Genomic DNA, 26,197 nt, shown 5'->3' with positions numbered 1-26,197 from the left:
ATCATCGCAATAAGAATATTCAACTTAAACCAATCGCCACGATTTGCTAGGCAGGCGGGGAATGTCTGGCAACCGCCAGACGCAACATGATCGGAGAGAACGATGGACGGAGCCCCAGTCAGCAACGCAAGCAAATGCCCGGTGATGGGCGCCGCCCACCAGCAGGCGTCCTCGGGCAGCGCGGCCAACCGCAAGTGGTGGCCCAACCACCTGAACATCAAGGTGCTGCACCAGAACACCCCGGAATCGAACCCCATGGGCAAGGATTTCGACTATGCCGAGGCGTTCAAGACGCTGGACCTGGACCAGGTTAAGGCCGACATCTTCGCCCTGATGACCGATTCCCAGGAATGGTGGCCCGCCGATTATGGCCACTACGGCCCCTTCTTCATCCGCATGGCCTGGCATTCCGCCGGCACCTATCGCGTGGGTGATGGGCGTGGTGGCGCGGGGGCGGGCAACCTGCGTTTCGCGCCCCTGAACTCCTGGCCCGACAACGGCAACCTCGACAAGGCCCGCCGCCTTCTGTGGCCGATCAAGCAGAAATACGGCGCGGCGCTTTCCTGGGCCGACCTGATGATCCTGACGGGCAACTGCGCGCTGGAATCCATGGGGCTTGAGACCTTCGGCTTCGCCGGGGGCCGCGTCGACATCTGGGAACCCGAGGAAGACATCTATTGGGGCCCCGAAACCGAATGGCTGGACGATCAGCGCTATTCCGGCGACCGCGAGCTTGAGGGCCACCTCGGGGCCGTGCAGATGGGCCTGATCTACGTCAACCCCGAAGGTCCGAACGGCAACCCCGATCCGCTCGGCTCGGCCCGCGACATCCGCGAGACCTTTGGCCGCATGGCGATGAACGACGAAGAAACCGTGGCCCTGGTGGCCGGCGGTCACACCTTCGGCAAGGGCCATGGCGCCGCGAACCCGGGCGAATACGTCGGCGCCGAGCCCGAAGCCGGCGCGCTGGAGGAACAAGGGCTGGGGTGGAAGAACACCTTTGGCGGCGGCCATGGCGTGCATTCCATCACCAGCGGCCTTGAGGGCGCCTGGACGACCAACCCGATCAAGTGGGACAACAACTATTTCGAGAACCTGTTCGGCTACGACTGGGAACTGACCGAAAGCCCGGCCGGCGCCAAGCAGTGGAAGCCGAAGAACCCCGAGGCACAGGGCACCGTCCCCGACGCCCACGACCCCGAGAAACGCCACGCGCCGGTCATGTTCACCGCCGACCTCGCGCTGCGCGAGGACCCGGAATATGCCAAGATCTCCAAGCGGTTCCACGAAAACCCTGATGAGTTCGCCAAGGCCTTCGCCCGCGCGTGGTACAAGCTGACCCACCGCGATCTTGGCCCCTACGTGCGCAGCCTCGGCCCCCTTGTCCCGCCCCAGCCCGAGTTGTGGCAGGACCCGATCCCCGAGGTCGATCATCCGCTGATCGACGCGGCCGACATCGCGGCACTGAAACAGCGCATCCTTGATACCGGCCATTCCATCGGCGCACTGGTTGCCACTGCCTGGGGGTCGGCGGCGTCCTTCCGGGGCAGCGACATGCGGGGCGGCGCCAACGGGGCGCGCATCCGCCTGTCCCCCGCCAAGGATTGGAAGGTGAACAACCCCGCCGAACTGTCCCGCGTGCTGGAAAGCCTCGAGGGCGTGCAAAGCGCCTTCAACGGCGAGCAGACCGACGGCAAGAAGGTGTCGATGGCCGATCTGATCGTGCTTGGCGGTTGCGCCGCTGTCGAAAAGGCCGCACAGGCCGCGGGCCACGACGTGACGCTGCCCTTCACCCCGGGCCGCATGGATGCCAGCCAGGACCAGACCGACGTGCATTCCTATGGCTTCCTTGAACCCAAGGGCGACGGGTTCCGCAACTATATGCAGGCCGGCATCGAACGCTCGCCCGCCGAAATGCTGGTGGACAAGGCCCACCTGCTGAACCTGACCGCCCCCGAGATGACGGTTCTGGTCGGCGGCCTGCGGGTGCTGAACGCCAACACCGGCCATTCTGATCACGGCGTGTTCACCGATCGGCCCGAAACCCTGACCAACGACTTCTTCGTCAACCTGCTGGACATGGGCACCGTCTGGACGCCGGTGGCCGACACCCGCAACCTTTACGAAGGTCACGACCGCAAGACCGGCGCCCCCCGCTGGACCGGTACGGGCATCGACCTTCTGTTCGGGTCGCATTCGCAACTGCGCGCGATCTCCGAGGTCTATGGCAGCACCGATGGCGAGAAGAAGTTCGTGGGCGATTTCGTGAAGGCCTGGGTCAAGGTGATGAACCTCGACCGCTACGATCTGGCCTGATCGGCCCCTCGCACCAGAACGGCGCCCCGGGAAATCGGGGCGCCGTCTTTCATTGTATGGTCAGGCCTGCGTCATCACGTGGATGCGCCGCCCGATGATGTGATCGCCGATGCGCTGGCTGAACTTGGCCATGTGCGGGGCAACGGCGTGGGCGTCCAGATCGCCCTGGGTTTCCCACTCTTCGATCACCACGATGGTGTCCGGGCCATAGGGCGCGGCCGAGGTTTCGGTATCCACGGTGGGCACATATTTCAGGCAGCCCTTCTCGGCCAGGACGGCGGGCAGGTTGTCGGCAAAGGCGGCCAGGACGGCATCGCGCGTGCCGGGTTTGGTTTCCAGAACGGCGACGACGTGAACGATGGCTGACATGATTTCTACTCCTGCGTTTTCAGGGATCAGCTTAACGATCCTGCCCCACCCTGCAATCGTGTAGGGGGACACTAGCTTCTGGACTAGGCGGAAAATCAAGCATGAAGTGCGTATGGCATTGAAATCGCGCGGAAAGTGGGCGGTTGCTGCCTGGGAGGCACACTGCGAGTGATGGACGGGAATTTGCGCTATTGCATGCGTCCGCGCGGCGGGAGATTGCGAAAGGTTGGCCTGCAAAGCGCAATAGACGGCATTGGCACAGTATCAGGCCAGCCAATGAATACAGGGGTTTGAGTGCTTCTGTGGCACCCTCTGCCACCTGAGATGCGGATGAGATCAGCATGTAGGTCAAAGATTGAACTCTGACCGATGCGTCAGAGTTCAATCAGTCGGTCAGAGTTCCCGCAAGCTATTGAAAAGGCGCGATAGATAGCGCCGTTGACCGCTCGCGGCCAACGGCCAAACACTGACCGTCAAAAAATGGAAATCGGCCGAGTTTCTGACGGTCGCCGGTCGCTCTTACAGCAGCGGACGATTGCTGATCAGCAGTTCGGCGCGAGGATTGCCACGTCCAGTTTTCCCGATCGTGTAGGAGACCGAAAGCTCTGTCAGATCGAAACCGGAAAACGCACTGCGAATCGGCGGCACATCATTGATCGACAGGATGAACTGCCCCTTCAGCGCCGCCAGCTGCTTTGCCAGGCGGTCGAAGTCGGAGCGCTCGAACATGGCTTTGCCATAGTCGCCCTCGCACCCCCAATAGGGCGGATCAAGGTAGAACAGGGTGCCAGGCCGGTCATAACGGTCGATGAATTCCGCATAGTCCAGGCACTCGATGACGACACCGGCCAGACGACTGTGGAGATCTTCCAGCATCGGTTCCAGGGTGGACAGGTTGAAGCGGCCGGGGCGATCCGGAGTTACGCCGAAGTTTCGGCCAGAAACCTTGCCGCCGAATGCGGTCCGCTGCAGGTACAGGAACCGCGCGGCCCGTTCCAGATCGGTCAGCGTTTCAGCTGGGGTTTCGACAAGGCGGTAGAATTCGGCGCGAGTGGTCAGCTGAAACCGCAAGGTATCGAGGAACTGCGGATAATGGCGCTGAAGGATGCGGAAGAGATTGGAAACGTCACGCCCGTAGTCGTTGATCACCTCGGCCTTCGGACGCAATGCACGGCGCAGGAAGATGCCGCCCATACCGACGAAAGGTTCGGCATAGGTGTCGTGCGGCGTTGCGTCGATCAGCGTGCAGATCCGTTTGGCCAGATTGCGTTTGCCGCCCTGCCAGGGAGCGATAGGTCGGATGGGGGCGACGGGATGAGGGGCGATTGTCACGGGTGGGTTCCTTGCTGCTACGAATAGGAACATAGCAGGAACATTTAGTTTTGTCGCACGATTTACGAAAGCGGGTTTGTGGTCAGACCTATCAAATTTCTGGACTAACTCCGGCGGCCATTTCATGATCGAGGCGTCACCCCAAATGGAGAAACTGATGCGTTTTCTATTTGCCATCGCCATGGCTGGTCTTACCCTAAACGTCGCCTCCGCCAAGGCCGACCAAGCATTTGACCGATGTGTCAAAGAGCTCTGTGTGTCGCCGGATCAAGTAGATTGCTGGGTCAAATCGGGGGCCGCGCCTCCGTTGCGGCCCATCCATTCACCGGAGGCAGCGTGCCGAGGAGAGAGCGAGGTCATTTTCAACTAGCACCCCCGATAGCCTCTCGCCCACTTAAAACCCTGCTCACGAGCGCCCTTGCGCCCCACCGTATCGGCGGTCTTAACCTTGATGGCTGTTTGCCCGCCGCGATCTTCAATGCGGATTAAGAGCCTCGGATGTACCTCAAATACGTGAGCAAATACATAGATCTCCCCGTAACGCTTTTCCTCATATAGTTGATCGTCCAATCCCTCTCCGCTGGTACAGACACGTGCTCCACTGAGCGTACGGCGATAGATTGTAAGGTAGTCATCTGTCACTACCTGCTCAGCTTCAAACGGCTGGCGCTGAAACTCATCTTCAGTGACAGTTGCGCACCCGACGAGAAGCCAGACCATCAAGCCTGACCACAGTACTGGTCTTAGATTCTCCGACATCACGGCTCCCTGCAAAAATAGACGACACGCCCGATGACGCGGAGCTGGGCCGCGCGGTCGGGGGCTATGGGCTCGACTGGGTATCGGTCGTTGTCCGACACCAGCTCGATGGTGCCGTCGATCTTGCGGCGCACGCGTTTGACAAGAAGATCATCCTGGACGTTCAGCACGTAGATGCAGCCGTTTTTGACGGAGGTCTGACTGTGATCGATGATGGCGACGGAACGGTCGGGGATTGTCGGCTCCATACTGTCGCCCTTGACCCAGATCGCCGAGCACGCGTCGGGCCTGGCGCCCAGATCACGCAGGAAACTTGTCTCAAAGGAAACGACGCTTGCAACGGCCTCGTTCCCAGGCAAGGCGCCAGGACCAGCGGAGGCGTTGATGTCAAACTGGGGAATCCGGGTCAGACCAGTTTCCAGATCCGATCTCTCAATTTCAAGTTTCGGCAAGCGAGAAGGTTGCTTTAGAGCCTCCGAGGCGATGAGGCCGCTGGCAGATTTCTGCGCCCCGGCAAGCGGAGATATGTGAGAGCCGCCCCTGATCAACCAGTCGATATCGACGCCTGTTAGATCACAGATTTCTGCAATCACAGAAGCGCGAGGCTCGGTCTTATTGGAAACATAGTCGGTCAGGGTCCGCCGCTTGGTGGCGGCCATCGCGTCGGCCAACGCATCAAGACCGCCCAATCTATCGGCAGATTCCCGTATTCTATCGCCGAGAGTTTTCGAAACAATAGGCAGAAAATCACCATTTTAACGCTTTTCTGCTTGATTGGTGGCAGAAAACCGCTATCCCTATAGTTGCGCGCCGTTCAAGAGCGGCGCTGTTTAGCCAATCGAGCCAAAAAGAAGCGGGTGTCCAACCACCCGCTCCCAATCGGAGAGACCCCCCATGTCATCGCACGACCGCGACAAAACCCCCGCCCTGGACTGGGAAGGCATCAAAGCCGCCCTGCATCGCAAAGGTATGACCTTTGGCGAGCTGTCCGTTCGTTCCGGTCTGACCCGCACCGCCTGCGGTAAGGTCAAGAACGCCACCAACTATGCGGCCCAGAAGGCGATTGCCGACTTTCTGGGCTACAAGCCCGAGAGCCTTTGGCCGAGTCGGTATCCCAAGGGTGGTCCCCGGATTCTGGATACCAAGAAATATCCCCCGGTGGACAGGAAAAAGTCTGTCGGCGGATCTGACAGGATCGCCGCGCAATGACCGGTATTCTGTCAGCCCCGCCGCGCCCTTCGGACATGCCTGCGGTCAGCGGTCCTTCCGAGGCCCCGATCCTGCCGACGACTGAGGCCTGCGCCATGATCTGCAAGGCGCAGCTGACGCTGCGCAGCGCTGAAGCAAGTGACGCACAGGTCAGATCAGCCGCCCGATTCCTTATCCTTCGCGGAAACTGGATGGACCGCGATACCGCCACCCGCGTTCTCGAGACGCTGGAGCGCAAGGCGGAGGAGGCTTCGATCGAAACCGAAACCCTGATGGACTGGCCCAACTGTGGGCCGGATGTGCCGATGCGCCGTGGCCTCGGCTGGCTTGCCGGTGTGGTCTTTGTGGTGGCGATCTGGCCGTTGATCTGTCTGTGGCTGGCCACATGGTGGGTGCTTTGATGGGCGAGGACACGATGGTCACGATACCGCTTGCCGACATCACCATCCCCGATGATCGGGCGCGCGTACTTGATCCGGCCTGGGCCGATGGATTGGCCGCGATCATCGCCGAACAGGGGCTGACCAACCCGATCACCGTACGTCAGCGCGACGGCGAGGCCGGCTATTGCCTGGTCACCGGGCTTCACCGCATCGCCGCCGTTCAGCGCAACGGCGCAACCCATATCGCGGCCCGCCTGTCCACCGCCCGGAGCGACGACGAGGCGCGTCTGGAAGAGGTGATGGAGAACCTCGGACGGCACGAGCTGAAGGCGCTGGACCGCTGCCGCCACCTGTTCGAGCTGAAACGGGTATATGAGAAGCTGCATCCGGAGACGAAAGCGGGCGTCGCCGGTGCAAATGCCAAGAATGGTGCTGCAAACGAAATCTTTTCGTTTGCAGAAGACACCGCCAAAGCGATCGGCCTGAACACCCGCACCATTCAGCTTGCCGTCAAGATCTGGAAAGACCTGACGCCCGACAGCCGCAGCCGCCTTGTGGGCAAGGCCCTGGCGAGCAAACAGACCGAACTTAAGCTTCTGTCCGAACAGACCCGCACGACACAAGCCAAGGTTCTGGATCTGATCCTTGCGCCCGAAAGCGGTGTTGAGAACGTGCAAGGGGCGCTCGACACCATCGAGAACGGTCGCCCGACCAATTCGGTCCAACAGAAGGCCGATTCCTTCACGAAATCGCTCACGAGACTGGATCAGATGGTTCTGGACAAGGTGGCCTATGCCAATGCCGACCTTCTGATCACCGCGCTGAAACGCGTCGGGGCACTCTGAGCATGGCCCGTGCCCGGCCTCTTCCCCTTTCCGCCGACGCTGGCTGGGAGCCACCCTCGGTGGCGCTTGGCTATGGCGCCGATGTTGCCGGGCGCGGGCACTTGGATATCCGCATCTCGCGGTTGATCGCCCGAGCGCTGCGGGATGCGAAGGACGGGCACGGGCTGAGCCGGGCCGACGTGGCGCGTGCCATGAGCGCGGACCTCGGACGGACGGTTTCACCGGCCATGTTGGACAAGTTCGCATCGGAAAGCTCGGTCGATCACCGGATCCCGATGGATGCCTTCATCGCCTTGGTCCGGGCCAGTCGTGCTGTCGACCTTCTGGGGTTCATGCCGGGCGAATTCGGTTTCGCCGTGGTGCAGCCGGAACATGCCGACCTGATCGAGGAGCAGCTGCTGGAAGATCAGATCGCCGAGATGAAGGCGCGCCAGAAGCTGCTGGCCAAGCGCAGGAAGGCCCGTCGATGAAGGGGCAGGTATACTTCACCGCGCGTGAGTTGGCCGATCTGGCAAAAAGCCAGAGGCTTGATTGTTTCCCGCAAACCGAAAGCGCCGCGATCCGTTGGATCAAGCGCGAAGGTTGGCGTGACCTACCCTCCAGCCAATGCCGGAAAAGAAGCGGTCGCGGAGGCGGATATAAGTTTCACCGCGATCTCTTTCCCGAAGGTCTTCGCGATGCCCTTGGCGATGTCGCGATCCGCGCGAGCGCCGCAACCGATCTTGCCACGGCCGAAGAAACAGGGCGCGGTGTCGTCAAGAAGCCATCGGTCATGTCATTGGACGCACGCCAAAGGGTGACGATGGAGGCGCGCTCGTCCATTCTGCTGGCCCTGCGTGGCTATCAGGTGGTCCATGGCGAAACCATGGCCGGTGCGGTGCGTGCGTTTGTCCAGGCACAGAAGGAGCATGGTGCCTTCGAAGCGGCGGTCGAGAAACGAGACCAAGGCGAACCACTGACAGCGCAGGAAGCGATCCTGCTGACCCGCGAAACACGTTTGCTTGCTCCACCGCCTGCCGGGTTTGGCCTGTCCCTCGGGATCATGTCACAAGCGAACAATCGACCCAACGGCGGCCACAAGATCGGGCGCAGTACCCTTTACGGCTGGATCAAGGCCGAGAAGACCGGCGGCGTGGTGCATCTGGCACCGTCCAAAACCAAGCAGGAAGACCCGCTTCCGGACGGCTTCAGAGAGTTCCTGGCGTATTACGCTCGCCCGACGAAGCCCTGCGTGACCGAAGCGCTTGAGGACTACAACCAAGCGGCAGAGCCGGCGCACCGGCTGACGCTGCGCCAGGTCCGTCATACCCTGCGCGTCAAGCTGAACGATATCGAGCGGAATGTCGGGCGCGAGGGGCTGCTGACCCTGCGGTCGCGCATGGCGTTCATTCGCCGCGACACGGACAACCTGTTGCCGACCACGATTTACACCGCCGACGGCAAGACGTTTGACGCGGAGGTCGCCGACTGGAAAACGCTGTTGCCGGTCAAGCCCGAGATCACGTCGATCATCGACGTGGCGACCCGAAAATGCGTCGGTTTTGCCTTGTCCCGCAAGGAAAACACCGTCGCGGTGACAGAGGCGTTGCGCAAGGCTTCCACCGACTTTGGAATTCCGGCGATCTTTTATACCGACCGGGGCGCCGGCTATAAGAACAAGACCTTCGATGCCGATGTGAACGGCCTGATGGGCCGCCTGTCGATCACCAAGATGCATGCCCTGCCCTACAATTCGCAGGCCAAGGGCATCGTAGAACGGTTCAACAAGACGGTCTGGAACAAGCTGGCCCGCAGCCTTCCGTCCTACCTCGGCGAGGGGATGGACAAGGAGGCCAAGCAGGCATTTCACAAGAGCACCAGGGCCGACATCAAGGAATTCGGCGCCAGCCACCGGCTAATGTCCTGGGAGGAGTTTTACGACCTCTGCGCCCAAGCCGTTACCGCGTACAACGCCGCGCCCCATCGGGGCTTACCCCGGTTTCAGGACCCCGAGACCGGTCGGATGCGCCATCTGTCGCCCGATGAGGCCTGGGCGCAGCATGTCGCTGACGGTTTTGAGCCCGTCGGGGTTGATGAGGGCACCGGTGACGATCTGTTCCGGCCTTATGAATTCCGAGTCGCGAAGCGCGCCGAGGTCCAGTGGAACAACAACACCTATTTCCACCCCGCCCTTGAGGCCTATCACGGCGAGCGGGTCATGGTTGGCTACGATCACGCAGATGCCGATCGGGTCTGGGTGCGCGAAGTTGACATGAAGCGCGGCCAGCCCGGCCCCCTGATCTGTGTCGCGACCTTTGGCGGAAACCGCCGGGCCTATGTGGCCGTGTCGGCCCAGAAGGCCGCCGAGGATCGGCGCATGAAGGGCCGGCTGGCGCGGCTGGGCAAGAAGGCACGCGATGTCGAGGCCGAACAGTCAACCGCCCATCAGATCAACCATTCACCAACTGTCCCGCTGGATCCGGTTGGGCCGGGTCACGCGCCAGAGGTTGTCGATCTTCACGTGGTCAACGACCGCGCCGGTCCGACGGCACCCCGCCGTTCGCGGCGTCAGACCTTTGCCACGGACGAGGACCTTGCAGAATGGGCGCTTGCCCATCCCGACGAGGTCAAGCCGCGGCAGGCGGAGCTGTTGAGAGAATGTTTGCGCAGCGACAGCGCAAGAACGGTGTTCCGAATGTCAGGCATCGATGTGGAAGCGTTGCGAGCGCTTCTGAGAACCATCGCCGCCTGACATCGAACGAAACGAGAGGAGAGCATAACATGCGAAATGCATTTGTCGAGACAAGCAACTACCGCCGGTTTCTGGCCGGTCTGGAAACGATCAAGGGCCGCGGCGCTGGTGAGGCCTGCCTGATGGTGCTGGACGGCGCTCCGGGCCTGGGCAAGACCACCACCCTGTCGCGCTGGGTGGCCCAGACAGGCAGCGTCTATATCCGTGCCCTTCAAGGTTGGGATGACCAGTGGATGATCACCGATCTTCTGGCCGAGATGTCGATCCGAGCGCCACGCCTCAAACGCGAGCGCTATCAGAAGCTGGTGGCCGCCTTCGGCGAGCGTCAGATGCAGAACCAGGTGTCGGGGCGCAGCTTTGGCATCGTGGTCGACGAATGCGACCTGATTTCCGGCCGCCGCGAGGTGATCGAAACCCTGCGCGGCATATCCGACAGCCTCGAGGTGCCGATCATCCTGGTTGGCATGGGCAACCTGCGCGACAACCTGCGCCGGTTCCCGCAGGTTGAAAGCCGGGTGTCGTCAAAAATTCAGTTCACCCCGGCAACGAGGGAAGACACCGCTGCACTGATCAACGGGTTGAGCGAGGTGCCGGTGGCCCCTGACCTGACCGAATATGTCTGGCGCATGTCACGCGGCTACAATCGGGAAATCCTTGAAGCCATCGGACGGATCGAGCGGTTCGGGCGGCGCGTCGATCCGGGGGACGGCGGGATCACGATGTATGACATGGCCGGTCAGGTTCTGATGAACGACCGCAATACCGGAAGCCCGATCATGATGCCGGAGGGCGCGTGATGCCCGAGCTTAGCAAGCCAGGCGAGGTGGCCAATGCAATCCTCGAAATCCTGTCGGATGGGGACCTGCACACACTTTCGGATGTCGCGGCCACGAGCGGCCGTTCTCACGGCAACATCTCTGACGCGGTGGGCAAGCTGGTGGCCAGGGGCCTCGTCGAGATCCCCAGACGTGGTGCCTACCAACTGACCGAGGCAGGTTTCGATGCGCTGGCGTCGGGCGTGACAATCACATCCGGCCCTGACGTTCTGGCTGGCCCACGCAAGGCTCCCCGCGACACGTTCCGCCAGCGGTGCTGGGCTGCGATGCACGTCCGTCAGATTTTCACACTTGGCGACCTCATGGCTGATGCGGATCGGGGGGCAAGCGCAAGCCGGTCCAACCTGGCCAAATACATGCGCGCGCTGATCGCAGCAGAATATGTGGCCGAGATGGCGGAACGGCAGCCAGGCACGAAGAACGGATCGAATGGGTTCAAACGGTATCGCCTCCTCAAGCGCACCGGCCCGATCGCGCCGGTCTTCAGCGAGGAACACAGCCAGCTTCAGGACCCCAACGTGGGAAAGGCCGTGCCATGCAAAGCCTGACCTCACTGGAGTTGCAGGATCCGGAGTGGCTCACCCTGCTGAAGACCGAAGTGGCATCGGGACGGACCATTACCGAGGTTGCCGCCGAGGTCGGCCTGTCGAGGCCCGCGCTTTCGACACTCGTATCGGGCAAGTATCCAGCGCGTCTGGACAAAATCGAGCGCAAATTCGCGGCGATCATCCTGGCCAAGTACAAGGCCCAGGTATTCTGCCCGCACGTTCAGGCCGGCATTCCCGGCGAATTGTGCCGCACCCACGCCAACACCCCGATGACCACCAGTCGGCCCGAAAAGCTGCGCCAATGGCTGGCCTGCCGCGACTGCCCGCAAAACCCCAACATCGACACTGAAAACACGAACAGGAGACCCAAATGACCGATACGCCCCAAACCGCGGAACTGTGGGAAAACAGCCAGGGCCACCTGGTCCCCATCGACCGGGTCAAGCCGGAGGACAAACTGAAAGACGACGTTGTGCGCCGTCTCGTTTCTGGTGCCGAAGCACTGCAGGGCGCCATGGCTGCCTTCAAGACCACGGTATTTGAAGAGACGTTGGCCACCAAGCAGCTCATCCTCGAGAAATATGGCGTCAACCTGGGCGGCTCCGGCGGCAACATGAGCCTCAAGAGCTATGACGGAAAGCTTGAGGTCCGGATCGCCGTCAACAAGACGATGGATTTCGGGCCGGAGATCGATGCAGCCAAGCGGCTGATCGACGAATGCATCGCCAGCTGGACAAGGGGCAGCAACGACAACACCCGGGCCCTGATCAACCACGCCTTCCAGGTGGACAAGAAGGGCGCGCTCGATACCGGACGTATCCTCGGCCTTCAGAAGCTCGACATGAAAGACGACGAGGGCAAGCCCGATCCGAAGTGGGCCAGGGCAATGGAAGCGATCCACGACGCCGTCAGGATCAACGGCAGCGCCACCTATGTGCGGTTCTACCGGAAGGATGAACGCACCGGTGACATGAAGGCGGTGTCTCTCGACATCGCCAAGCTGTGATGGCTGTCATGGGCATCCCGTTTCACACCCAGACTGGCACGATTGACCTCTCCGAGTTGGAGCCACGCGATTTCCGCCCCTTCGCAATTGCCGACACCCTGGCCAAGATCAACCGGTTCAACGGAAGGACCTGTGGCCCCTGGTCGGTGGCATCCCATTCCGTGCTGGTTTCGCAGCTTTGCCCGCCTGCGCAGAAGGCCAATGGGCTTTTGCATGACGCGCATGAGTTCATCATCGGCGATCTCACATCACCCGCCGTAGCGTTTCTGCGCAGAGATCTGACCCCTTTGGACTCCCTGGCCGTAGACTATGCCATCAGCCAGGCAAAAGGTCGTCTCGACGTTCTGATCGGCGAAGCCTGGGGCGTCGATGGGCCGTTCATGACGCCCGAGGTCAGGAAAGCCGACCAGGCCGCCCTTCAAGCCGAGATGTTCTTTCACTTTGGGGAAAAGCCCGAGTGCATCGATGCCGAGAGTGCGGAACTCTGTGACCGCGCCATTGCAATGATGCGTGAAACCGAAGCTCAGCCAGCCTGGTGGTCAGCCCGTGACGCATGGCTGGCGCAAGCCGAGGCGCTCGCCGCCCGGGGCCAGTTCCGCCTTCCCACCTGAAACCACCCCGCAGCCGGGCATACCGCCCGGCGCCAATCGCTCTGGAGGATCCAATGAGCAACACGACGAAAACCGAGATCATCGCAGCCATTGCAGAAGAACACGGCATTCCGAAGGTCAAGATCGGTGCCGTGATCGACAGCTTCATCGACCACATCCTTTCGTCCGCCGACGCGGGCAATCGCGTCACGCTGGCAGGCTTCGGGCGCTTCGAGATGCGCACCCGGGCCGCCCGGACCGGTCGCAACCCCGCGACCGGTGAATCGATCCAGATCGCCGAAAGCCGCGCCCTGGTCTTCAAGGCGAGCAAGCCCGTCAAGAAACCCTGATCCTTGACGCGAAACCGCCCCTTCCGGGGCGGTCGACCGGGTGTTGTGGTCCGGTCCTGATGAGCAGCATGAGGAGAGTGCGATGAACGAAGGCTTCGATCAACGCCAGCGCCGCGATGAATTCGCGACGGTCATGACGCCGAACGGCGCCATTGTCAGCGCCCGTGTCATCCACCGCGCCGCGGATGGAGAACTGACCGTCAGTTTTCAGGGCATGTTTCCGTTCAAGACCCGCCCCCTGTCGATCGAGCAGATTTCGATGATCGAAGCGGCAGCCACATGACCCTGTTTCGGAAAGATATGGACGACACCATGCTTCAGCTCGAAGCCGATCTGAGTGCCCACGTCTCAATCGCCATGCGTGACGTTTCCGCGCTCACTCTTCTGGCCGTTCTTTCGAAGGTTGCCGGACGGCTGACCGTCAAGGCGCAGCACCAGGGATGTTCATCCGACCAGATCAACGAGGTCATGGACCAAAACCGTGCAGCCGGTGCCCGTGTCGCCATTGCGATGGCGACGGCCCGCCACAACGTCAAATTCCTGCGATCCACCCCAACTAAGGAGAAGGCGAAATGAACGATATCCTGATTTCAGAAAGCGGCGACGGTGATGTATTCGTTGACCGAATTGTCCGCAATCGGCTGGGGTCGTTTCGCGATCGTGCCCACGCGGAACTGTTTGCGGATGCGCTCAAGACAAGCCAGGCCGATCAAGCCGGTGAACTGACCGTGCAAGCCGCCGCCCTGGAAAAAGCCGCGCAAAAGCCAAGCGATCCCAAGCCCCAACCGGCGGCCCCGAAACCCCGGCAGCCCGCACCCGAAACGACCGAACCTGAACCGATACTGGAGGAGGCAAGCGCGGAGCCGGTTGGTGCCGAGGGCGCGTCAACCTCGCGATGCACACCCATTCAGGAGGCATTCCGCCGCATTGGAAACGGTGAGAAAATCGGCGTTGTCGCTGATGACCTGGGATTTTCCATGGGCGTGCTTCGGGGAAAATGGGCGCATCACTGCAGAACCGTTCAGGCCGATGCGGGCGGCGCGCAGGATGAATGCGTCATCTGCGCCAAGCCGTTCACACCGTCGGATTCCAGCCCCGACAAATGCGCAAGGTGCGCCCGTGGCTAGGTTCGCGGAGGCCAACATGATGGAACGCCGGGCGATCCTTGAAGATGCTCTCGCAGATGCGCTGAAATGCGTTGGCGACATCGAGCACAACGACGAAAAAGACCGGTGCCTGTCGATCCCCTGCGGCACCCATCCGCAAACCTGGGATTTGCATCCCCTCTACCAGATTGCCTGTGCGCTGGAGCGCGAGTTGCAATGAACCACAATGCCATCATCAATATCGCCAAGGCCCAGTTGGGCCTTGAAGAGGACGACTATCGCGCAGTGCTGACGCGGGTGACCGGCAAGGCATCCTTGAAGCTGATGAGCAGCCGCGACAAGGGTGCCGTCATCGACGAGCTGAAGCGTCTCGGGTTCAAGAGCGGCAAGAGCAAGGCCCATCCAGTCGCGCCCCGCAGCGATCTGCGTCTCGTCCATGTCCTCTGGCGACTGCTTGGCGAAGCCGGAGTTCTGACGAAGCCCGGCCGAGCAGGGCTGAACGCTTTCCTTCGGGTACGGTTCGCGGATCATTGGCAAAGCGTCCCCATGGATATCGACAGCATGCGCGATCCCGACCAGATCGATGCTGTGATCCAGGCACTGAAGCAGTGGTGCAAGCGTGAGGGTATCGCGCTTGATCCGCAAAAGCTGGCTGGAAAGCGATGACCGGCTGGCCCTTCGCTCCCCTGACGCCGTTCAAATACGGCGCCATCCTGGCCGACCCGCCCTGGGCCTATGTCATGCGGTCGGAGAAGGGCCATGCCAAAAGCCCCGAAGCCCAATACAGCACTATGGACATCGAAGCGATCAAGTCCCTGCCGGTTGCGCAACTGGCAGGGCCGAGTTGCTATCTGTTCCTTTGGTCTACCTGGCCACACCTGCCCCAGGCGTTCGAGGTCATGAGCGCTTGGGGGTTCGCTTATGTGACCGGCGGGAGCTGGCTGAAGCGGACAAAAACATGGAAGATCAACATGGGGACAGGATATGTCCTTCGGTCTGCCACCGAACCATTCCTCGTCGGAAAGATCGGCACCCCCCAGATATCATCGCGCAGTGAACGCAACATCATCCTCGCGCCAGAGCAGGTCGCTGACAGTATCGAAAGCCAGCGCCGGGAACACTCCCGGAAACCCGAAGAGATGCGCCGGATGATTGAACGCCTTCTGCCGCGTCAGTTCTGCTGCGAACTCTTCGCGCGGGAAGCCTGGAGCGGCAACGACGTCTGGGGCAACGAAACCAATCGGTTCGTTTCAGAGGAGGAGCGTCATGGGTGACCAACCGCCCCGCAATCTGCCCGTCCGCGTTGACGATCTGCCAGCCTCGATGATCGATGTTGCCGAGGTGTTCGGCGTTCCCGTGGCGCTGAAACTGATGGCGCATTTCGGGGGCCGCGACATGCGGTTTCCACTTGAGCCGAATGACGATCACCCAATCCTGTCTGTTCTTGGGGACAAGATCGGACGGGAGTTGTGCTTCTTCCTTTCAAAACAGGATATCTACATTCCCCACGGCAGAACGACCAACGCCAAGCCCGAGGTCGACGCTTTGGCGCGGCGCGGCTTGACGAGAACTGAAATCGCGCGGCGGCTGGGCATCTCCGAACGCCATGTTCGCCGTCTCGCCCGACGCGGTGGCGTCGATGACCGCCGTCAGCTCAGGTTGTTCGAGGATGAGCCACCGCGGGATTGACCGGACCTATGTCCGGGTCGGTTCGGTTGGTAGACGGGGCAAGAGTGGTCGGGACCACACCCTGACCCGAGGTTCCCATGCCCCCGACTTTTCAGAAACCGAAGCGACGCGTCAATTGCGTTTTCATCCACTGTTCGGCCTCCGACAATCCCGAGCACGACAGCGCCGCAACCATGGATCGCTGGCACCGTGAACGCGGCTGGTCCGGCATCGGCTACCACTACTTCATCCGCAAGGACGGGACGATCGAGGCGGGCCGGGATATCGAGAAAGTTCCCGCCGCACAGCGCGGCAACAACGTCGGCAGCATTGCGATCTGTCTTCACGGTCTGGACGCTGAAAAATTCTCCCAGGAACAGTTCGATGCCCTGAGCAGCCTCTGCGATCAGATCAACCGCGCCTACCGCGCTCAGGTGACCTTTCACGGACACTGCGAGGTGTCGAACAAGACCTGTCCGGTCTTCGACTATGTCGGGGTTCTCGGCCTGATCGACGGGCGGATGGCAATCACCGTCGCGGAAGGTGCACTGCAGGATCGCTATGCCGCCCCTGACAAGACGCCTGTGGCGCCGGGTTCACTGACCAACATGCGGCTGCGTGCGGGTGACCGGGGGGCGGACGTCGAAATGCTCCAGCGCGAGTTGATGAGCCTGGGATATCGGCCCGGAAAGCTTGACGGAATTTTCGGCTCTCTAACACGCGCGGCCGTCCTGGCATTTCAGGCAGACAATGACCTCGCGACAGATGGTATCGTTGGTCCGGTCACGCTTGAGGCATTCGATTTTGCCTCAAAACGCCAGGTAGCCCCGGAGCGGGCCAAGGCCTCTCTGCTTACGCTGGCCACCAGCGGAAGCCGGATTGCCCGCGGCTCCCTGGCGAACGGAATTGCGGGGCTGGCGCTGAGCGGGGGTGGCGTGATCGCCCTGGTGCAGGAATTGACCGGCGCCGTTGATGACGTCAACGGTATCGTCGGCCCATTGCAGGGTGTGCTGAGTGAGCACGGCCCAGTTGTCGGGGGCGCTGTTATCGCAATCGGACTGTTCATCGCCTGGCAATCGGCACGCACCGGCAAGGCCCGTCTTGAAGATCACCGCAACGCAAAGACGCTTTGATCGGATGGGCACGAGCCAGGCATGTTCCAGTTCAATCACCATTGGCCCGATCGCCATCGCCCATACCGGGCGGTGGCCGCCTGCGTTTCCCGTCGCAAGAGGATGGCACGATGACCTCTGACGAAAAGCGCCGCAAGGCCCGAGCGGACTATGTCTATCGACGCATGAACGGCGCGACCATCGCGATGGCTTACGGCATTCATCCATCAACCTTTGCGCGTTGGAAAAAGGCCGCCCTGGCCGATGGCGACAATTGGGATACCGCGCGGTCGGCATCGATAATTGCCGGCCAGGGCATCGAAACCGTCGTTTCTTCCGTCGTCGAAGACTTCATGATGATGGCCCAGAATCTGCTGGAAGACATCAAGAATGGTGAGATCGAGGTCGAACTGAAGGTCAAACACCTCGTGTCGCTGGCCGATGCCATGACGAAGATGACCTCTGCAGCCGGAAAGTTGGCTCCGAAAATCTCCGAGTTGGGCGTGGCCCAGGACGTGATGCACGAACTGCTGTCTTTTGTGCAGGAGAATTTCCCCCAGCACGCCCCGGCGATTTCGGAGATGATCGAACCATTCGCCGAGCGTCTTACGAAAATCTACGCTTCATGAGCCGCAAGCCCAAGCTCAAGGCGAGCCTGTCGCCAAAGGAGTTCCGTGAGAAGCTCACGGCGCTCGCTGACAGTTTCGCGCAGTGGATTGACCTGTCGGTTTCAGCATTTCCCGCTGACCCCAATGCCAGGCGCGAGCGACTTGCCCGGGTCCGCGATCCGGAAGCAGGGTTCCGGTACTTCATGGAGACCTACCTGCCGCATTATGTGAAGGGCGAACACAGCCTGTTCCACCAGCACATTTTCTCACGTGTCCCCAACATCCTCGGCTCTGAAAAAGGTGTCCGCGATCTCTTCATCGCGCCGCGCGGATCGTCAAAATCGACGCATCTCTCGCTGGGCTTCGCGCTCTATTGCATCGTGCTGGGCAAGAAGCGCTATATTCTCGAAGTCTGTGACGTCTATTCCCAAGCCGCGCTTCTGATCGAGGCGATCAAGGCCGAGCTGACCTCGAACGTGCGCCTGCGTTTCGATTTTGACCAGGTCTGCGGTGAAGGCCGGATCTGGCGTGAAGGCGAGATCGTGACCCGCAACAACATCCGTATCGAAGGTCTTGGCGCCGGGCAGAAAATCCGGGGCCGCCGCCATGGCCCCTATCGCCCAGATCTGATGTTTTTCGACGATCTGGAGAACGACGAGGCCGTCGTATCACCCGAACAACGCGCAAAGCTGGAGAAATGGATTGCCCGTGCCGCACTGAAGGTGGGGCCGCCCGATGGATCGATGGACGTGATCTGGGTAGGCACCGTGCTGCACTACGATGCTGTCCTGGTGCGCGCGGCAAAATCTCCTGTCTGGGCTGTGACCGAGTTTCAGGCCATCGTGAAATGGCCCGATCGAATGGATCTCTGGGACCGCTTCGAGGAAATCTATCAGAACGATGGCGAAGAAGCCGCACGCACCTTCTATGTCGACAACTTGGCCGAAATGAACGCTGGCGCCGTGGTCAACTGGCCCTCGGTGCAGCCCTTGATCTTCCTGATGTTCGAGCGGGCGGCATCCCATGACGCCTTCGCCAGCGAGTACCAGAACAAGCCGATCTCCGACGGGAACCCGTTTTCCAAACTGATCTACTGGAACCTGCGGATACCGGAGCTGATCATGTTCGGCGCGATCGATCCGTCGCTTGGCAAGGCGAGCAAGGGGCGAGACCCTTCGGCAATTCTGATTGGCGGGTTCGATCGGATGACGGGCAAGATGGACATCATCGAGGCCTCGATCCGGCGCCGGCTTCCTGACATCATTGTCTCGGACACCATTGCATTGCAGAGGGAGTACCGCGCGTTGCTGTGGTTCGTGGAGTCGGTGCAGTTTCAGGAATTCCTGCGCACAACACTGATGAGCGAGGCGGCGAAGCAGGGTATCGGGATATCGGCTGTGCCTATCGTTCCCCATGCGGACAAGCATCTGCGCATCGAACGGCTGCAGCCGCCGGTTGCCGCCGGACTAATCCGCTTCAACGCTGCACACCAGACGCTGATCGATCAACTGCAGCAATGGCCGAATGCCGCGCATGATGACGGACCGGACTGTCTCGACATGCTCTGGCAGAACGCCCTGCACTATTCAGGCGGCCTGGCGGGCCAGAGCGGGGGAATTCAGGCCGGCCGTTCCGGCGGAACCGAACGACTGGGAGACTACAGGCTATGAAGATCAAGGCCGAAAAGGTGAAGAAAGGCCGCAAGAACCTGCCGAAGGGATCCGACGTGCTGATCGCGCACGCACGCAACGATATCACGATCCCCTTCTTCGGCACGGTGCTGCAGCATCAGGACGATACGCTGATCCAGCGGGGCGGCGGCAAAGGGCTGAAGCTCTACGACGAAATCGAGCGCGACACCCACGCCTTCGCCATGCTGCAGAAGCGCAAGAAGACGCTGGTCGCGCGGGAGTGGGAAGTCGTTCCGGCATCGGACGCCGATATCGATGCCGAGGCCGCCGAGATCGTTCGCGAGTGCTTGGAAGCACTTCCCTTCGATCGCATCTGCGAAGATCTTCTGGACGCGACGTTGAAGGGCTATGCAATCAGCGAGATCATTTGGGGTCGCGATGGCGGGCGGATCAGGCCAGTAGATGTCGTGTCCCACGATCAGCGCCGTTTCACCTTTGGGTTGGACTGGCGACCGCGTCTTCTGACGCTTAACAACCTGTTGGCTGGCGAGGAACTTCCGGACCGCAAGTTCATCGTTCATCGCTACGGTGTGAAGGGCAACAACCCTTTTGGCCTGGGATTGGGCACACGGCTGTTCTGGCCCGTCTTCTTCAAGCGCGAAGGGGTCGCCTTCTGGCTGCACTTCCTAGAGAAATACGCCGGACCAACCGCTGTCGCAAAAACACCCTACGGTCAGGGCACGGACGAACAACGCCGGATGCTCAACACGCTCGATCAGATCCGAACATCATCGTCGATCGTCGTACCGATCGGCACTGATCTGGATTTTCTGGAAGCGGCGCGATCGGGCAGCGTGACATACCAGGATTTCCTCGCTTACTGGGACAAACAGATCTCGATCTGCGTGAACGGTGAGACCCTGACCACGGATATCGGCAGCAACGGTTCCCGGGCGGCCTCGGAAACACATGCCGACATGCTGGCCAACCTTGTGGACAGCGACGGCGATCTGTTGTCGGACAGCCTGCGTGAACAGCTGCTGACCTGGATCGTCGAATACAATGTCCCTGGTGCCGGAATCCCTAAGGTCTGGCGCACCCGCGCCCAAAATGAGACCGAGAACGCCAAGAGCCGCGAGGCCAAAGCCAATGCTGCCATCGCCTCCGACAGGGCTCTGATGCAGATCGTTGCGACCGCCGCCCGGATTGAAGCCGACGACGATGCCCGTGAATACATCACAAGTTTCGACCTGACCGACGGGCTTTCCGACGAGGCCATCGATCGACTGGTGACGAACCGCGCCCTCATCGGCGCGGCCCGGCAGCCGGACCAGGCGCCAGAGCAAACCACGAGGTTCGCATTGGACCAAGACCCGCTCAAAAAAAAGTCTTGAATCACGTCTGTTTCGCCGATGAGAACGGGCCGGTTGCAAGGATCACCGAGCAGCTGCTGGCCGAGAGCCGCCCGCTTTTCGAACGGCGGCTAAGGGCCGTTCGACTGGCTGTCGCCGAAAGCGATCCGATGCAGGCCATGCGCAACCTCGTGGAATTGGCGGCGCGATGGGCGCCGGACGCCCAGGCCCGAGTGATCGGCCAAGCCCTGGAGCTTGCGGCATGGCACGGGCGCGAGGCCGTGTTTCTGGACATCGACGGGCCGGCGTTTGCAAGCGAGGTCTCCAGCCAACCATTTCTGGAACAGATCGATTTCATGCGTCAGAAGCGCACTGCGCCCAGCAAGAGCTGGACCGACACGCTGAAAGGCGACCATGACCGAAAGTTTGTCGTTGCCGGCGCAACCGACATTGCTCTGGTCGAGGACTTCCAGAACGCCGTCGCCCGAGCCGTCGACACTTGGGACGAAAAGCAGTTTGCAAGAGATTTCGACGCCATCGTCGAGAGGCACGGCTGGTCTTACAACGGCGGGCGCGAATGGCGGATAAGGACGATCTTCGCAACCAACATCCGCACCAGCTTCATGGCCGGGCGCCTTCATCAAATGCGCGATCCGGATGTGGTAAAGGGACGCCCGTATTGGCAGTACCGCCATGGAGACGCCGGTACGCCGCGCAATCCCCGCCCACACCATCTAGCCTGGGACAAGTTGATCCTGATGCACGACGATCCGTGGTGGGATACACATTTCCCCCCGAACGACTGGTTGTGCAGCTGTGGTGTCAGAACGCTTTCGCGCGGCGATCTTCGGCGCCTTGGCAAGGACGGCCCCGACCGGGCGCCCGACATTGTCATGGAGCCGATCTTCGACAAGGCCACCGGGAAGCCGGGGGATAAGCCGAAGGGCATCGGTTATGGCTGGGACTATCAGGTCGGCAACCAGTGGGAGCGTGGCCTGGTGCCGTCGCGGCTGATTGATGAGGCGGGTGGGGAAAGCCTGACCAACCCCCGCCATGTCGTGGAAATCGACACCCCCGAGCCCTTGGCCGATCTCGTTTCTGCCGCGCGGCCGTACAAGGCAGCTCCCCTTGAAGTGGGATTGAGCGACGAGGATTACGTGCGCGCGTTCCTCGACCCATTCGGGGCAAGTTTGGAAGGGGCCGTTCTCTATGAAGACATCGCAGGAGACCGGATCCCGATCTCGGCGGATCTGTTCCGGGATCGCGCTGGCAACTGGAAAATCGGCAAGCGCAACCGGGCCACCCTGACGCCGCTGATGGCCGAAACACTCATGGATCCGGATGAAATCTGGGTTGGCGTTTCACGCGCTATTGATCCGGTGGACGGCGTCAGCGAAGACCAGGTCATCGACCGAAGGTATATCCGGGTCGATCCGGTGTCTGGAATCGTCGTGGTTTTCCAGATCGGTCGCAGATGGTGGGAGGCAATCACTGCCTATCAGCCCACCACGAAGAAGGGTGAACCTGACTTGCGCTTGCTCGACCGGAGGCGTGGCGGAAAGCTGCGATGGAAAAGGCCGAAAACGTAAAAGGCCGGGGTGATCCGGCCTTCGTGCCAGGGAGCTACCAGGACCATCACCGGTCTTCGCGTGCCTGACACTGACAATATGCTATTGTGACGAAGGAAATGCAAGATGAGCGGAATCAGCGTCGAGATCCAGGTCAGCACCGAAGAGGTCAGCGCGCGGCTGAAAAGGATGGTCGAGCAGATGGACCGCCCCATCGGCTTCTATCGTCAAGTCGGCGAGCACATGCTGAACTCCACACGCGACAATTTTTCGGCGGAATCCTCGCCCCAAGACGTGCCCTGGGCACAATTGAAACCTTCGACCATCCGGGCACGCGAGAAGAAGCGGCAGACGCCGATCAGGAAGTTGCAGGTGACGAAGAACACAGGGTTGATGGCGTCGATCAATGTGCGCCCCACCGATACTGAAGTTCGGATTGGTTCGCCGAAGGAATACGCAGCGATCCACCAGCTCGGGGGCACCATCCAGAAAGCCGCGCGCAAGCACAGCTGGATCAAGGGCGGTGAGAAGAACGTCTCGATCCCGGCGCATCAGATCACGATCCCCGCACGTCCCTATCTGGGTGTCTCGGAGGAGGACGAAAGGATCATTATCGAGATCGCCGATGAGTGGCTGAACGAAGAATAGTCGGGCGGCCCGTTTTTGCCCTGTGAGCGCCTCTGAAGCGCCGCCGGGCACATCGCCCCCTGAAAACCGCCAGAGCCCCGTTAAACCACCGTTAGGAATGCTCTCAGGCCCAACCTCGCGCCCAGGGTGGTGGCGCTGACCCCAAACCGGCCACCCTAACGTGGGGATCAGCCTGATCGCGACCCGGACCTGTGTCCGGGGCAAGTGCCCGTTCCTTGTCCGGCAAGGTCCATCCAACGCACCAGCCTGGATGACTCAATGCCCGACCAGATCGCCGCCACTGCCCGCATCGAAGTATTTCGCCCCGGCACCTTTACACCCATGGGCGGCGGCAATCTGACATATTCGGCGGCCGACCTGGCCGCAGTGGCCGACGCCTACGACTTTGAAACCGCGCCCGCCCCTGTGGTGGTCGGTCACCCGACCACGGACGCGCCGGCTTACGGCTGGATCACTGGTTTCGACTACGACGCTTCGGCCGGTCGGCTCTACGCAACGTTGGGCGAACTCGATGCGGCATTCTCGCAGGCGGTGAAGGCCGGGCGATACAAGAAGGTCAGCATGTCGTTCTTTGGCCCGGATCAGCCGGCCAACCCGGTGCCCGGCACCTGGTATCCGAAGCACGTCGGCTTTCTCGGCGGGGCCGCCCCGGCGGTGGCGGGCCTGAAAAACGTCAAGTTCTCGATCCCGAACGCCGAAGCCGTCACTTTCACGGCCAACTTCGGCGAGACCGGCTTTCGTGAAACGGCGACCCTGCTGCGCGGCCTGCGCGACTTCATCATCGAAAAATTCGGCATCGAAGACGCAGACAGAGCCCTGCCGACCTATGCGATCGAATGGCTCGACGACATGGACATCGACGCCGATCGCCCCCGCTTCACAGCACCCGAACCCGAACCGAAAAAGGACCCTGTCGTGACCAACACGCCCAATTCCGACTTCGCTGCCCGCGAAGCCGATCTCAATGCGCGCGCCGCCGAACTGGACGCCCGCGACCAGCGGCAGCGCCATGCCGACAACCTCTCGTTTGCAGACCAGCTGGTCGAGGATGGCCGTCTCCTGGCCGTCTCGCGCGACCAGATCGTGTCGATCCTCGACGCGTTGCCCAGTGAGGCCAGCGTTTCCTTTGCCGAGAATGCCGAAAAGCTGACGCCGGCGGCCGCCTTGCGCAAGGTGCTCTCCGAACAACCCAAATCGGTCGCCTTCGGACGCCAGGACCTTGGCGATCTACCGGGCCAAGGCGCGCAGGTCCAGTTCGCTGCCGACGGCAAGCAGGTCGATGCCGAGCAGCTCGAAATCCACTCCAAAGCGGTGGCCTACCAAGCCCAACATCCTGGCACCGAGTATCTCGCCGCCGTTCGCGCCGTTTCCTGAAAGGACAGCATCTCATGCTCATGACCCTCCGGCCCGTACTCACCTACACCATCAAGGCCGCCAGCGTGTTCGCCGCTGGCGACCTGATCAGCCCCGCCGGCGGCAAGATCACCGCCGACGATCAGCCCGTCCTTGGTGTCGCCATGAACCCGGCGACCGAAGTCGGCCAGGATATCGCCATCATGCTGATCGGCACGGTCCGCCTGAAGGCAACCGGCGCTGTGACCGTTGGCGCCAAGCTGGTTTCGTCCTCCGGCGGCGGTGTCGAGGTGGCCGGTGGCACACCTTCGAATGTCTTCGCCACCGCCCTGACCGCCGCTGCCGACGGCGGCTTCACCGAAATCCTCATCCGTTAAGGAAACCGCCCGATGAACCAACCTCTCAACAACCGCACGGCCGGGGTGATCGACCCGATCCTGTCGACCCACGCGCGCGGCTATCGCAACGGCGAACTGATCTCCGACGCCCTGTTCCCCCGGGTGCCAATCCCCAACCGCTCTATGCGGGTCATTGCCTTCGGCAAGGAATCGTTCCGGCTGGTGAATACCCGTCGCGCCCCGGGCGCCGACATGGCCGTGCTGCAATACGGCTATGCCTCGGATCCGGTGTCGCTCAACCAGGAGGCCTTGGCGGCGCTTGTTCCCGTCGAGCACCAAGAAGAGGCAGCGTCGATCCCGGGCATCGATCTCAGTTCGAATGCCATCAACATGGTGATGGACGTGATCGATCTTGGCCTCGAGGTCGAATGTGCCAATCTGGCACGCAACGCCGCAAGCTATGACAGCAACCACAAGCTGGTGCTGACTGGCACGGATCGCTGGACTGACGACACCAGCGATCCGCAGTCCGACATGGACGCCGCCCGCGAAGCGATCCGCAGCTATATCGGGCGATATCCCAACACGCTGGAATTGGGTGCAACGGCATTCAACGCGCTGTGCCGGCATCCCAAGATCCGCGAGCAGTTCAAGTATACCTCGTCCGACTCGATCACCGAGGCGATGCTCGCGCGGTATTTCAAGGTCGACAAGGTCGTTGTCGGCAAGGCCGTCTATCTGCCCGATACCGCTGGCGACGATGATGCCGCAACCGATGTCTGGGGCAACGACGCGATCCTGGCCTATGTGCCGACGGCGGGCGAAAACTACATGCGACCGGCCTATGGCTATACCTATGAGCTCATGGGCTATCCCCAGGTCGAGAAGGGCGAATACCAGACCCTGCGCCGCTCCTGGGTGCATCCGATGACGGTGGAGCGCCGCCCCTACATCACCGGAATCGTGGGCGGTTTCCTCTTTCAGAACGCGGGGGCAGCGTGATGGAGCGTCCCGAAATGAACGGTCCGGTCCAGGTAATCCTCACCGGCCCTGCCAAGATCGCAGGGCGGCGCGAGAGCGTCGGCGCGATTGTCACCGTCAGCTATGACCAGGCGCTGGAACTGGGCGCCGCTGACGCCGTTTCGATGATCGACGGCGCTCCGGTCATCCACGAGGGCGATGACGCGTTCCATGCTGCCGTCGCAGCCCGCGCCGAAGAGATCGCAAAGGCCATGTTGCCCGACGCGCTTGACACCGCGCTGGCCGAGATCACCGCAACGGCCGACAAGGCCGAAGCGCAGGCAAAATCCGCCAACGACCGCGCCGACAAGCTGACCGAGGAACTGAAGGACCAGCAGCGCCTTGCCGAAGACTGGTTCGAGCGTGCCGAGAAAGCGGAAGCCGAGGTCGCACGCCTGAACACCGAGTTGACCAAGGCCAAAGAGGTCGACGCCGATTCCAAGAATACCCCCCCAGAGAGCGAAGCCGCAAAGACCACCCCGAAAAAGGGTGCAGCGCCCAAGACCAAGAGCTGACACT

General features: G+C 61.5%; 33 protein-coding genes and 1 other RNA gene. 30 read left to right on the top strand and 4 right to left on the bottom strand.

The window, feature by feature from the left end:
- Positions 1–102: 102 nt before the first annotated feature.
- Positions 103–2,316: a catalase/peroxidase HPI gene (gene katG, locus H7828_RS15015; RefSeq protein WP_226781874.1), complete on the top strand. Its 2,214-nt coding sequence runs from the start codon at positions 103–105 to the stop codon at positions 2,314–2,316.
- 60 nt (positions 2,317–2,376) lie between these two features.
- On the opposite strand, the gene H7828_RS15010 is transcribed toward katG, so the two are convergent.
- The 4 genes from H7828_RS15010 to H7828_RS14995 all read right to left on the bottom strand — a co-directional run bounded on the left by H7828_RS15010 (position 2,377) and on the right by H7828_RS14995 (position 5,465).
- A complete protein-coding gene (locus H7828_RS15010) occupies positions 2,377–2,685 on the bottom strand; it encodes a putative quinol monooxygenase (protein ID WP_226781873.1) in 309 nt (102 codons plus the stop codon).
- A 519-nt stretch (positions 2,686–3,204) separates the two neighbouring features.
- Complete coding sequence (locus H7828_RS15005) at positions 3,205–4,017, bottom strand: DNA adenine methylase (protein ID WP_226781872.1); 813 nt, start codon at positions 4,015–4,017, stop codon at positions 3,205–3,207.
- 366 nt (positions 4,018–4,383) lie between these two features.
- A complete protein-coding gene (locus H7828_RS15000) occupies positions 4,384–4,776 on the bottom strand; it encodes a hypothetical protein (protein ID WP_226781871.1) in 393 nt (130 codons plus the stop codon).
- Positions 4,776–5,465 carry a S24 family peptidase gene (locus H7828_RS14995; protein ID WP_226781870.1) on the bottom strand — a complete coding sequence of 230 codons (690 nt, stop codon included), beginning with the start codon at positions 5,463–5,465 and terminating at the stop codon, positions 4,776–4,778. Before H7828_RS14995 ends, H7828_RS15000 begins: the two co-directional genes overlap by 1 nt.
- Positions 5,466–5,670: 205 nt before the next feature.
- On the opposite strand from H7828_RS14995, the gene H7828_RS14990 reads away from it, so the two are divergent.
- The 29 genes from H7828_RS14990 to H7828_RS14850 all read left to right on the top strand — a co-directional run bounded on the left by H7828_RS14990 (position 5,671) and on the right by H7828_RS14850 (position 26,193).
- Positions 5,671–5,985, top strand: coding sequence for a helix-turn-helix domain-containing protein (locus tag H7828_RS14990; protein ID WP_226781869.1), 315 nt, complete (start codon positions 5,671–5,673; stop codon positions 5,983–5,985).
- 191 nt (positions 5,986–6,176) lie between these two features.
- Positions 6,177–6,386: a hypothetical protein gene (locus H7828_RS14985; RefSeq protein ID WP_226781868.1), complete on the top strand. Its 210-nt coding sequence runs from the start codon at positions 6,177–6,179 to the stop codon at positions 6,384–6,386.
- Entirely contained in the window at positions 6,386–7,213 is an 828-nt protein-coding gene (locus H7828_RS14980; protein ID WP_226781867.1) for a ParB/RepB/Spo0J family partition protein, read from the top strand. The genes H7828_RS14985 and H7828_RS14980 overlap by 1 nt, the downstream gene beginning before the upstream one ends.
- A gap of 2 nt (positions 7,214–7,215) precedes the next feature.
- Positions 7,216–7,683: a hypothetical protein gene (locus H7828_RS14975; protein WP_226781866.1), complete on the top strand. Its 468-nt coding sequence runs from the start codon at positions 7,216–7,218 to the stop codon at positions 7,681–7,683.
- 29 nt (positions 7,684–7,712) lie between these two features.
- The gene (locus tag H7828_RS14970) at positions 7,713–9,944 is read left to right on the top strand and encodes a Mu transposase C-terminal domain-containing protein (RefSeq protein WP_226781865.1); all 2,232 of its coding nucleotides are present in this window, start codon (positions 7,713–7,715) and stop codon (positions 9,942–9,944) included.
- Positions 9,945–9,973: 29 nt separating this feature from the next.
- The gene (locus tag H7828_RS14965) at positions 9,974–10,741 is read left to right on the top strand and encodes an AAA family ATPase (protein ID WP_226781864.1); all 768 of its coding nucleotides are present in this window, start codon (positions 9,974–9,976) and stop codon (positions 10,739–10,741) included.
- Positions 10,741–11,328: a winged helix-turn-helix domain-containing protein gene (locus H7828_RS14960; RefSeq protein WP_226781863.1), complete on the top strand. Its 588-nt coding sequence runs from the start codon at positions 10,741–10,743 to the stop codon at positions 11,326–11,328. The genes H7828_RS14965 and H7828_RS14960 overlap by 1 nt, the downstream gene beginning before the upstream one ends.
- Positions 11,316–11,702, top strand: a complete 387-nt coding sequence (locus H7828_RS14955) for a helix-turn-helix domain-containing protein (protein WP_226781862.1) — start codon at positions 11,316–11,318, stop codon at positions 11,700–11,702. Before H7828_RS14960 ends, H7828_RS14955 begins: the two co-directional genes overlap by 13 nt.
- On the top strand, positions 11,699–12,334 hold the full coding sequence (locus H7828_RS14950; protein ID WP_226781861.1) for a DUF3164 family protein: 636 nt from the start codon (positions 11,699–11,701) through the stop codon (positions 12,332–12,334). Before H7828_RS14955 ends, H7828_RS14950 begins: the two co-directional genes overlap by 4 nt.
- 8 nt (positions 12,335–12,342) lie before the next feature.
- Positions 12,343–12,945, top strand: coding sequence for a hypothetical protein (locus H7828_RS14945; protein WP_226781860.1), 603 nt, complete (start codon positions 12,343–12,345; stop codon positions 12,943–12,945).
- A 53-nt stretch (positions 12,946–12,998) separates the two neighbouring features.
- Entirely contained in the window at positions 12,999–13,274 is a 276-nt protein-coding gene (locus H7828_RS14940; protein WP_226781859.1) for an HU family DNA-binding protein, read from the top strand.
- Positions 13,275–13,280: 6 nt separating this feature from the next.
- Positions 13,281–13,347, top strand: an RNA gene (locus H7828_RS14935) — hammerhead ribozyme type II.
- Between the two features lie 9 nt (positions 13,348–13,356).
- The gene (locus H7828_RS14930; RefSeq protein ID WP_226781858.1) at positions 13,357–13,557 is read left to right on the top strand and encodes a hypothetical protein; all 201 of its coding nucleotides are present in this window, start codon (positions 13,357–13,359) and stop codon (positions 13,555–13,557) included.
- 17 nt (positions 13,558–13,574) lie between these two features.
- Entirely contained in the window at positions 13,575–13,850 is a 276-nt protein-coding gene (locus H7828_RS14925) for a hypothetical protein (RefSeq protein ID WP_226781857.1), read from the top strand.
- Positions 13,847–14,401, top strand: a complete 555-nt coding sequence (locus H7828_RS14920) for a hypothetical protein (RefSeq protein ID WP_226781856.1) — start codon at positions 13,847–13,849, stop codon at positions 14,399–14,401. The genes H7828_RS14925 and H7828_RS14920 overlap by 4 nt, the downstream gene beginning before the upstream one ends.
- Positions 14,402–14,417: 16 nt before the next feature.
- On the top strand, positions 14,418–14,600 hold the full coding sequence (locus H7828_RS14915; RefSeq protein ID WP_226781855.1) for a hypothetical protein: 183 nt from the start codon (positions 14,418–14,420) through the stop codon (positions 14,598–14,600).
- Entirely contained in the window at positions 14,597–15,046 is a 450-nt protein-coding gene (locus H7828_RS14910) for a regulatory protein GemA (RefSeq protein ID WP_226781854.1), read from the top strand. The genes H7828_RS14915 and H7828_RS14910 overlap by 4 nt, the downstream gene beginning before the upstream one ends.
- Positions 15,043–15,654, top strand: coding sequence for an MT-A70 family methyltransferase (locus tag H7828_RS14905; RefSeq protein WP_226781853.1), 612 nt, complete (start codon positions 15,043–15,045; stop codon positions 15,652–15,654). Before H7828_RS14910 ends, H7828_RS14905 begins: the two co-directional genes overlap by 4 nt.
- A complete protein-coding gene (locus tag H7828_RS14900) occupies positions 15,647–16,069 on the top strand; it encodes a helix-turn-helix domain-containing protein (protein ID WP_226781852.1) in 423 nt (140 codons plus the stop codon). The genes H7828_RS14905 and H7828_RS14900 overlap by 8 nt, the downstream gene beginning before the upstream one ends.
- Before the next feature lie 77 nt (positions 16,070–16,146).
- A complete protein-coding gene (locus tag H7828_RS14895; protein ID WP_226781851.1) occupies positions 16,147–17,181 on the top strand; it encodes a peptidoglycan recognition protein family protein in 1,035 nt (344 codons plus the stop codon).
- A gap of 110 nt (positions 17,182–17,291) precedes the next feature.
- Positions 17,292–17,789, top strand: coding sequence for a DUF1804 family protein (locus tag H7828_RS14890; RefSeq protein WP_226781850.1), 498 nt, complete (start codon positions 17,292–17,294; stop codon positions 17,787–17,789).
- Positions 17,786–19,438, top strand: a complete 1,653-nt coding sequence (gene terL, locus H7828_RS14885) for a phage terminase large subunit (protein ID WP_226781849.1) — start codon at positions 17,786–17,788, stop codon at positions 19,436–19,438. Before H7828_RS14890 ends, terL begins: the two co-directional genes overlap by 4 nt.
- A complete protein-coding gene (locus H7828_RS14880) occupies positions 19,435–20,793 on the top strand; it encodes a phage portal protein family protein (protein ID WP_226781848.1) in 1,359 nt (452 codons plus the stop codon). Before terL ends, H7828_RS14880 begins: the two co-directional genes overlap by 4 nt.
- On the top strand, positions 20,790–22,340 hold the full coding sequence (locus H7828_RS14875) for a PBECR2 nuclease fold domain-containing protein (RefSeq protein WP_226781847.1): 1,551 nt from the start codon (positions 20,790–20,792) through the stop codon (positions 22,338–22,340). The genes H7828_RS14880 and H7828_RS14875 overlap by 4 nt, the downstream gene beginning before the upstream one ends.
- A gap of 105 nt (positions 22,341–22,445) precedes the next feature.
- Positions 22,446–22,967, top strand: coding sequence for a phage virion morphogenesis protein (locus tag H7828_RS14870; protein WP_226781846.1), 522 nt, complete (start codon positions 22,446–22,448; stop codon positions 22,965–22,967).
- A 258-nt stretch (positions 22,968–23,225) separates the two neighbouring features.
- A complete protein-coding gene (locus H7828_RS14865; protein WP_226781845.1) occupies positions 23,226–24,341 on the top strand; it encodes a hypothetical protein in 1,116 nt (371 codons plus the stop codon).
- 14 nt (positions 24,342–24,355) lie between these two features.
- Complete coding sequence (locus H7828_RS14860) at positions 24,356–24,697, top strand: capsid cement protein (RefSeq protein ID WP_226781844.1); 342 nt, start codon at positions 24,356–24,358, stop codon at positions 24,695–24,697.
- A 12-nt stretch (positions 24,698–24,709) separates the two neighbouring features.
- Positions 24,710–25,660, top strand: a complete 951-nt coding sequence (locus tag H7828_RS14855; RefSeq protein ID WP_226781843.1) for a major capsid protein — start codon at positions 24,710–24,712, stop codon at positions 25,658–25,660.
- 14 nt (positions 25,661–25,674) lie between these two features.
- Positions 25,675–26,193: a hypothetical protein gene (locus H7828_RS14850; protein WP_226781842.1), complete on the top strand. Its 519-nt coding sequence runs from the start codon at positions 25,675–25,677 to the stop codon at positions 26,191–26,193.
- Positions 26,194–26,197 lie beyond the last annotated feature (4 nt).

This window comes from Oceaniglobus trochenteri (genome assembly GCF_020529025.1).
GTDB classification, from domain to species: domain Bacteria; phylum Pseudomonadota; class Alphaproteobacteria; order Rhodobacterales; family Rhodobacteraceae; genus Oceaniglobus; species Oceaniglobus trochenteri.
Note: the sequence above shows the minus strand (reverse complement) of the source record. Positions and strands in the feature narration are given on the sequence as shown.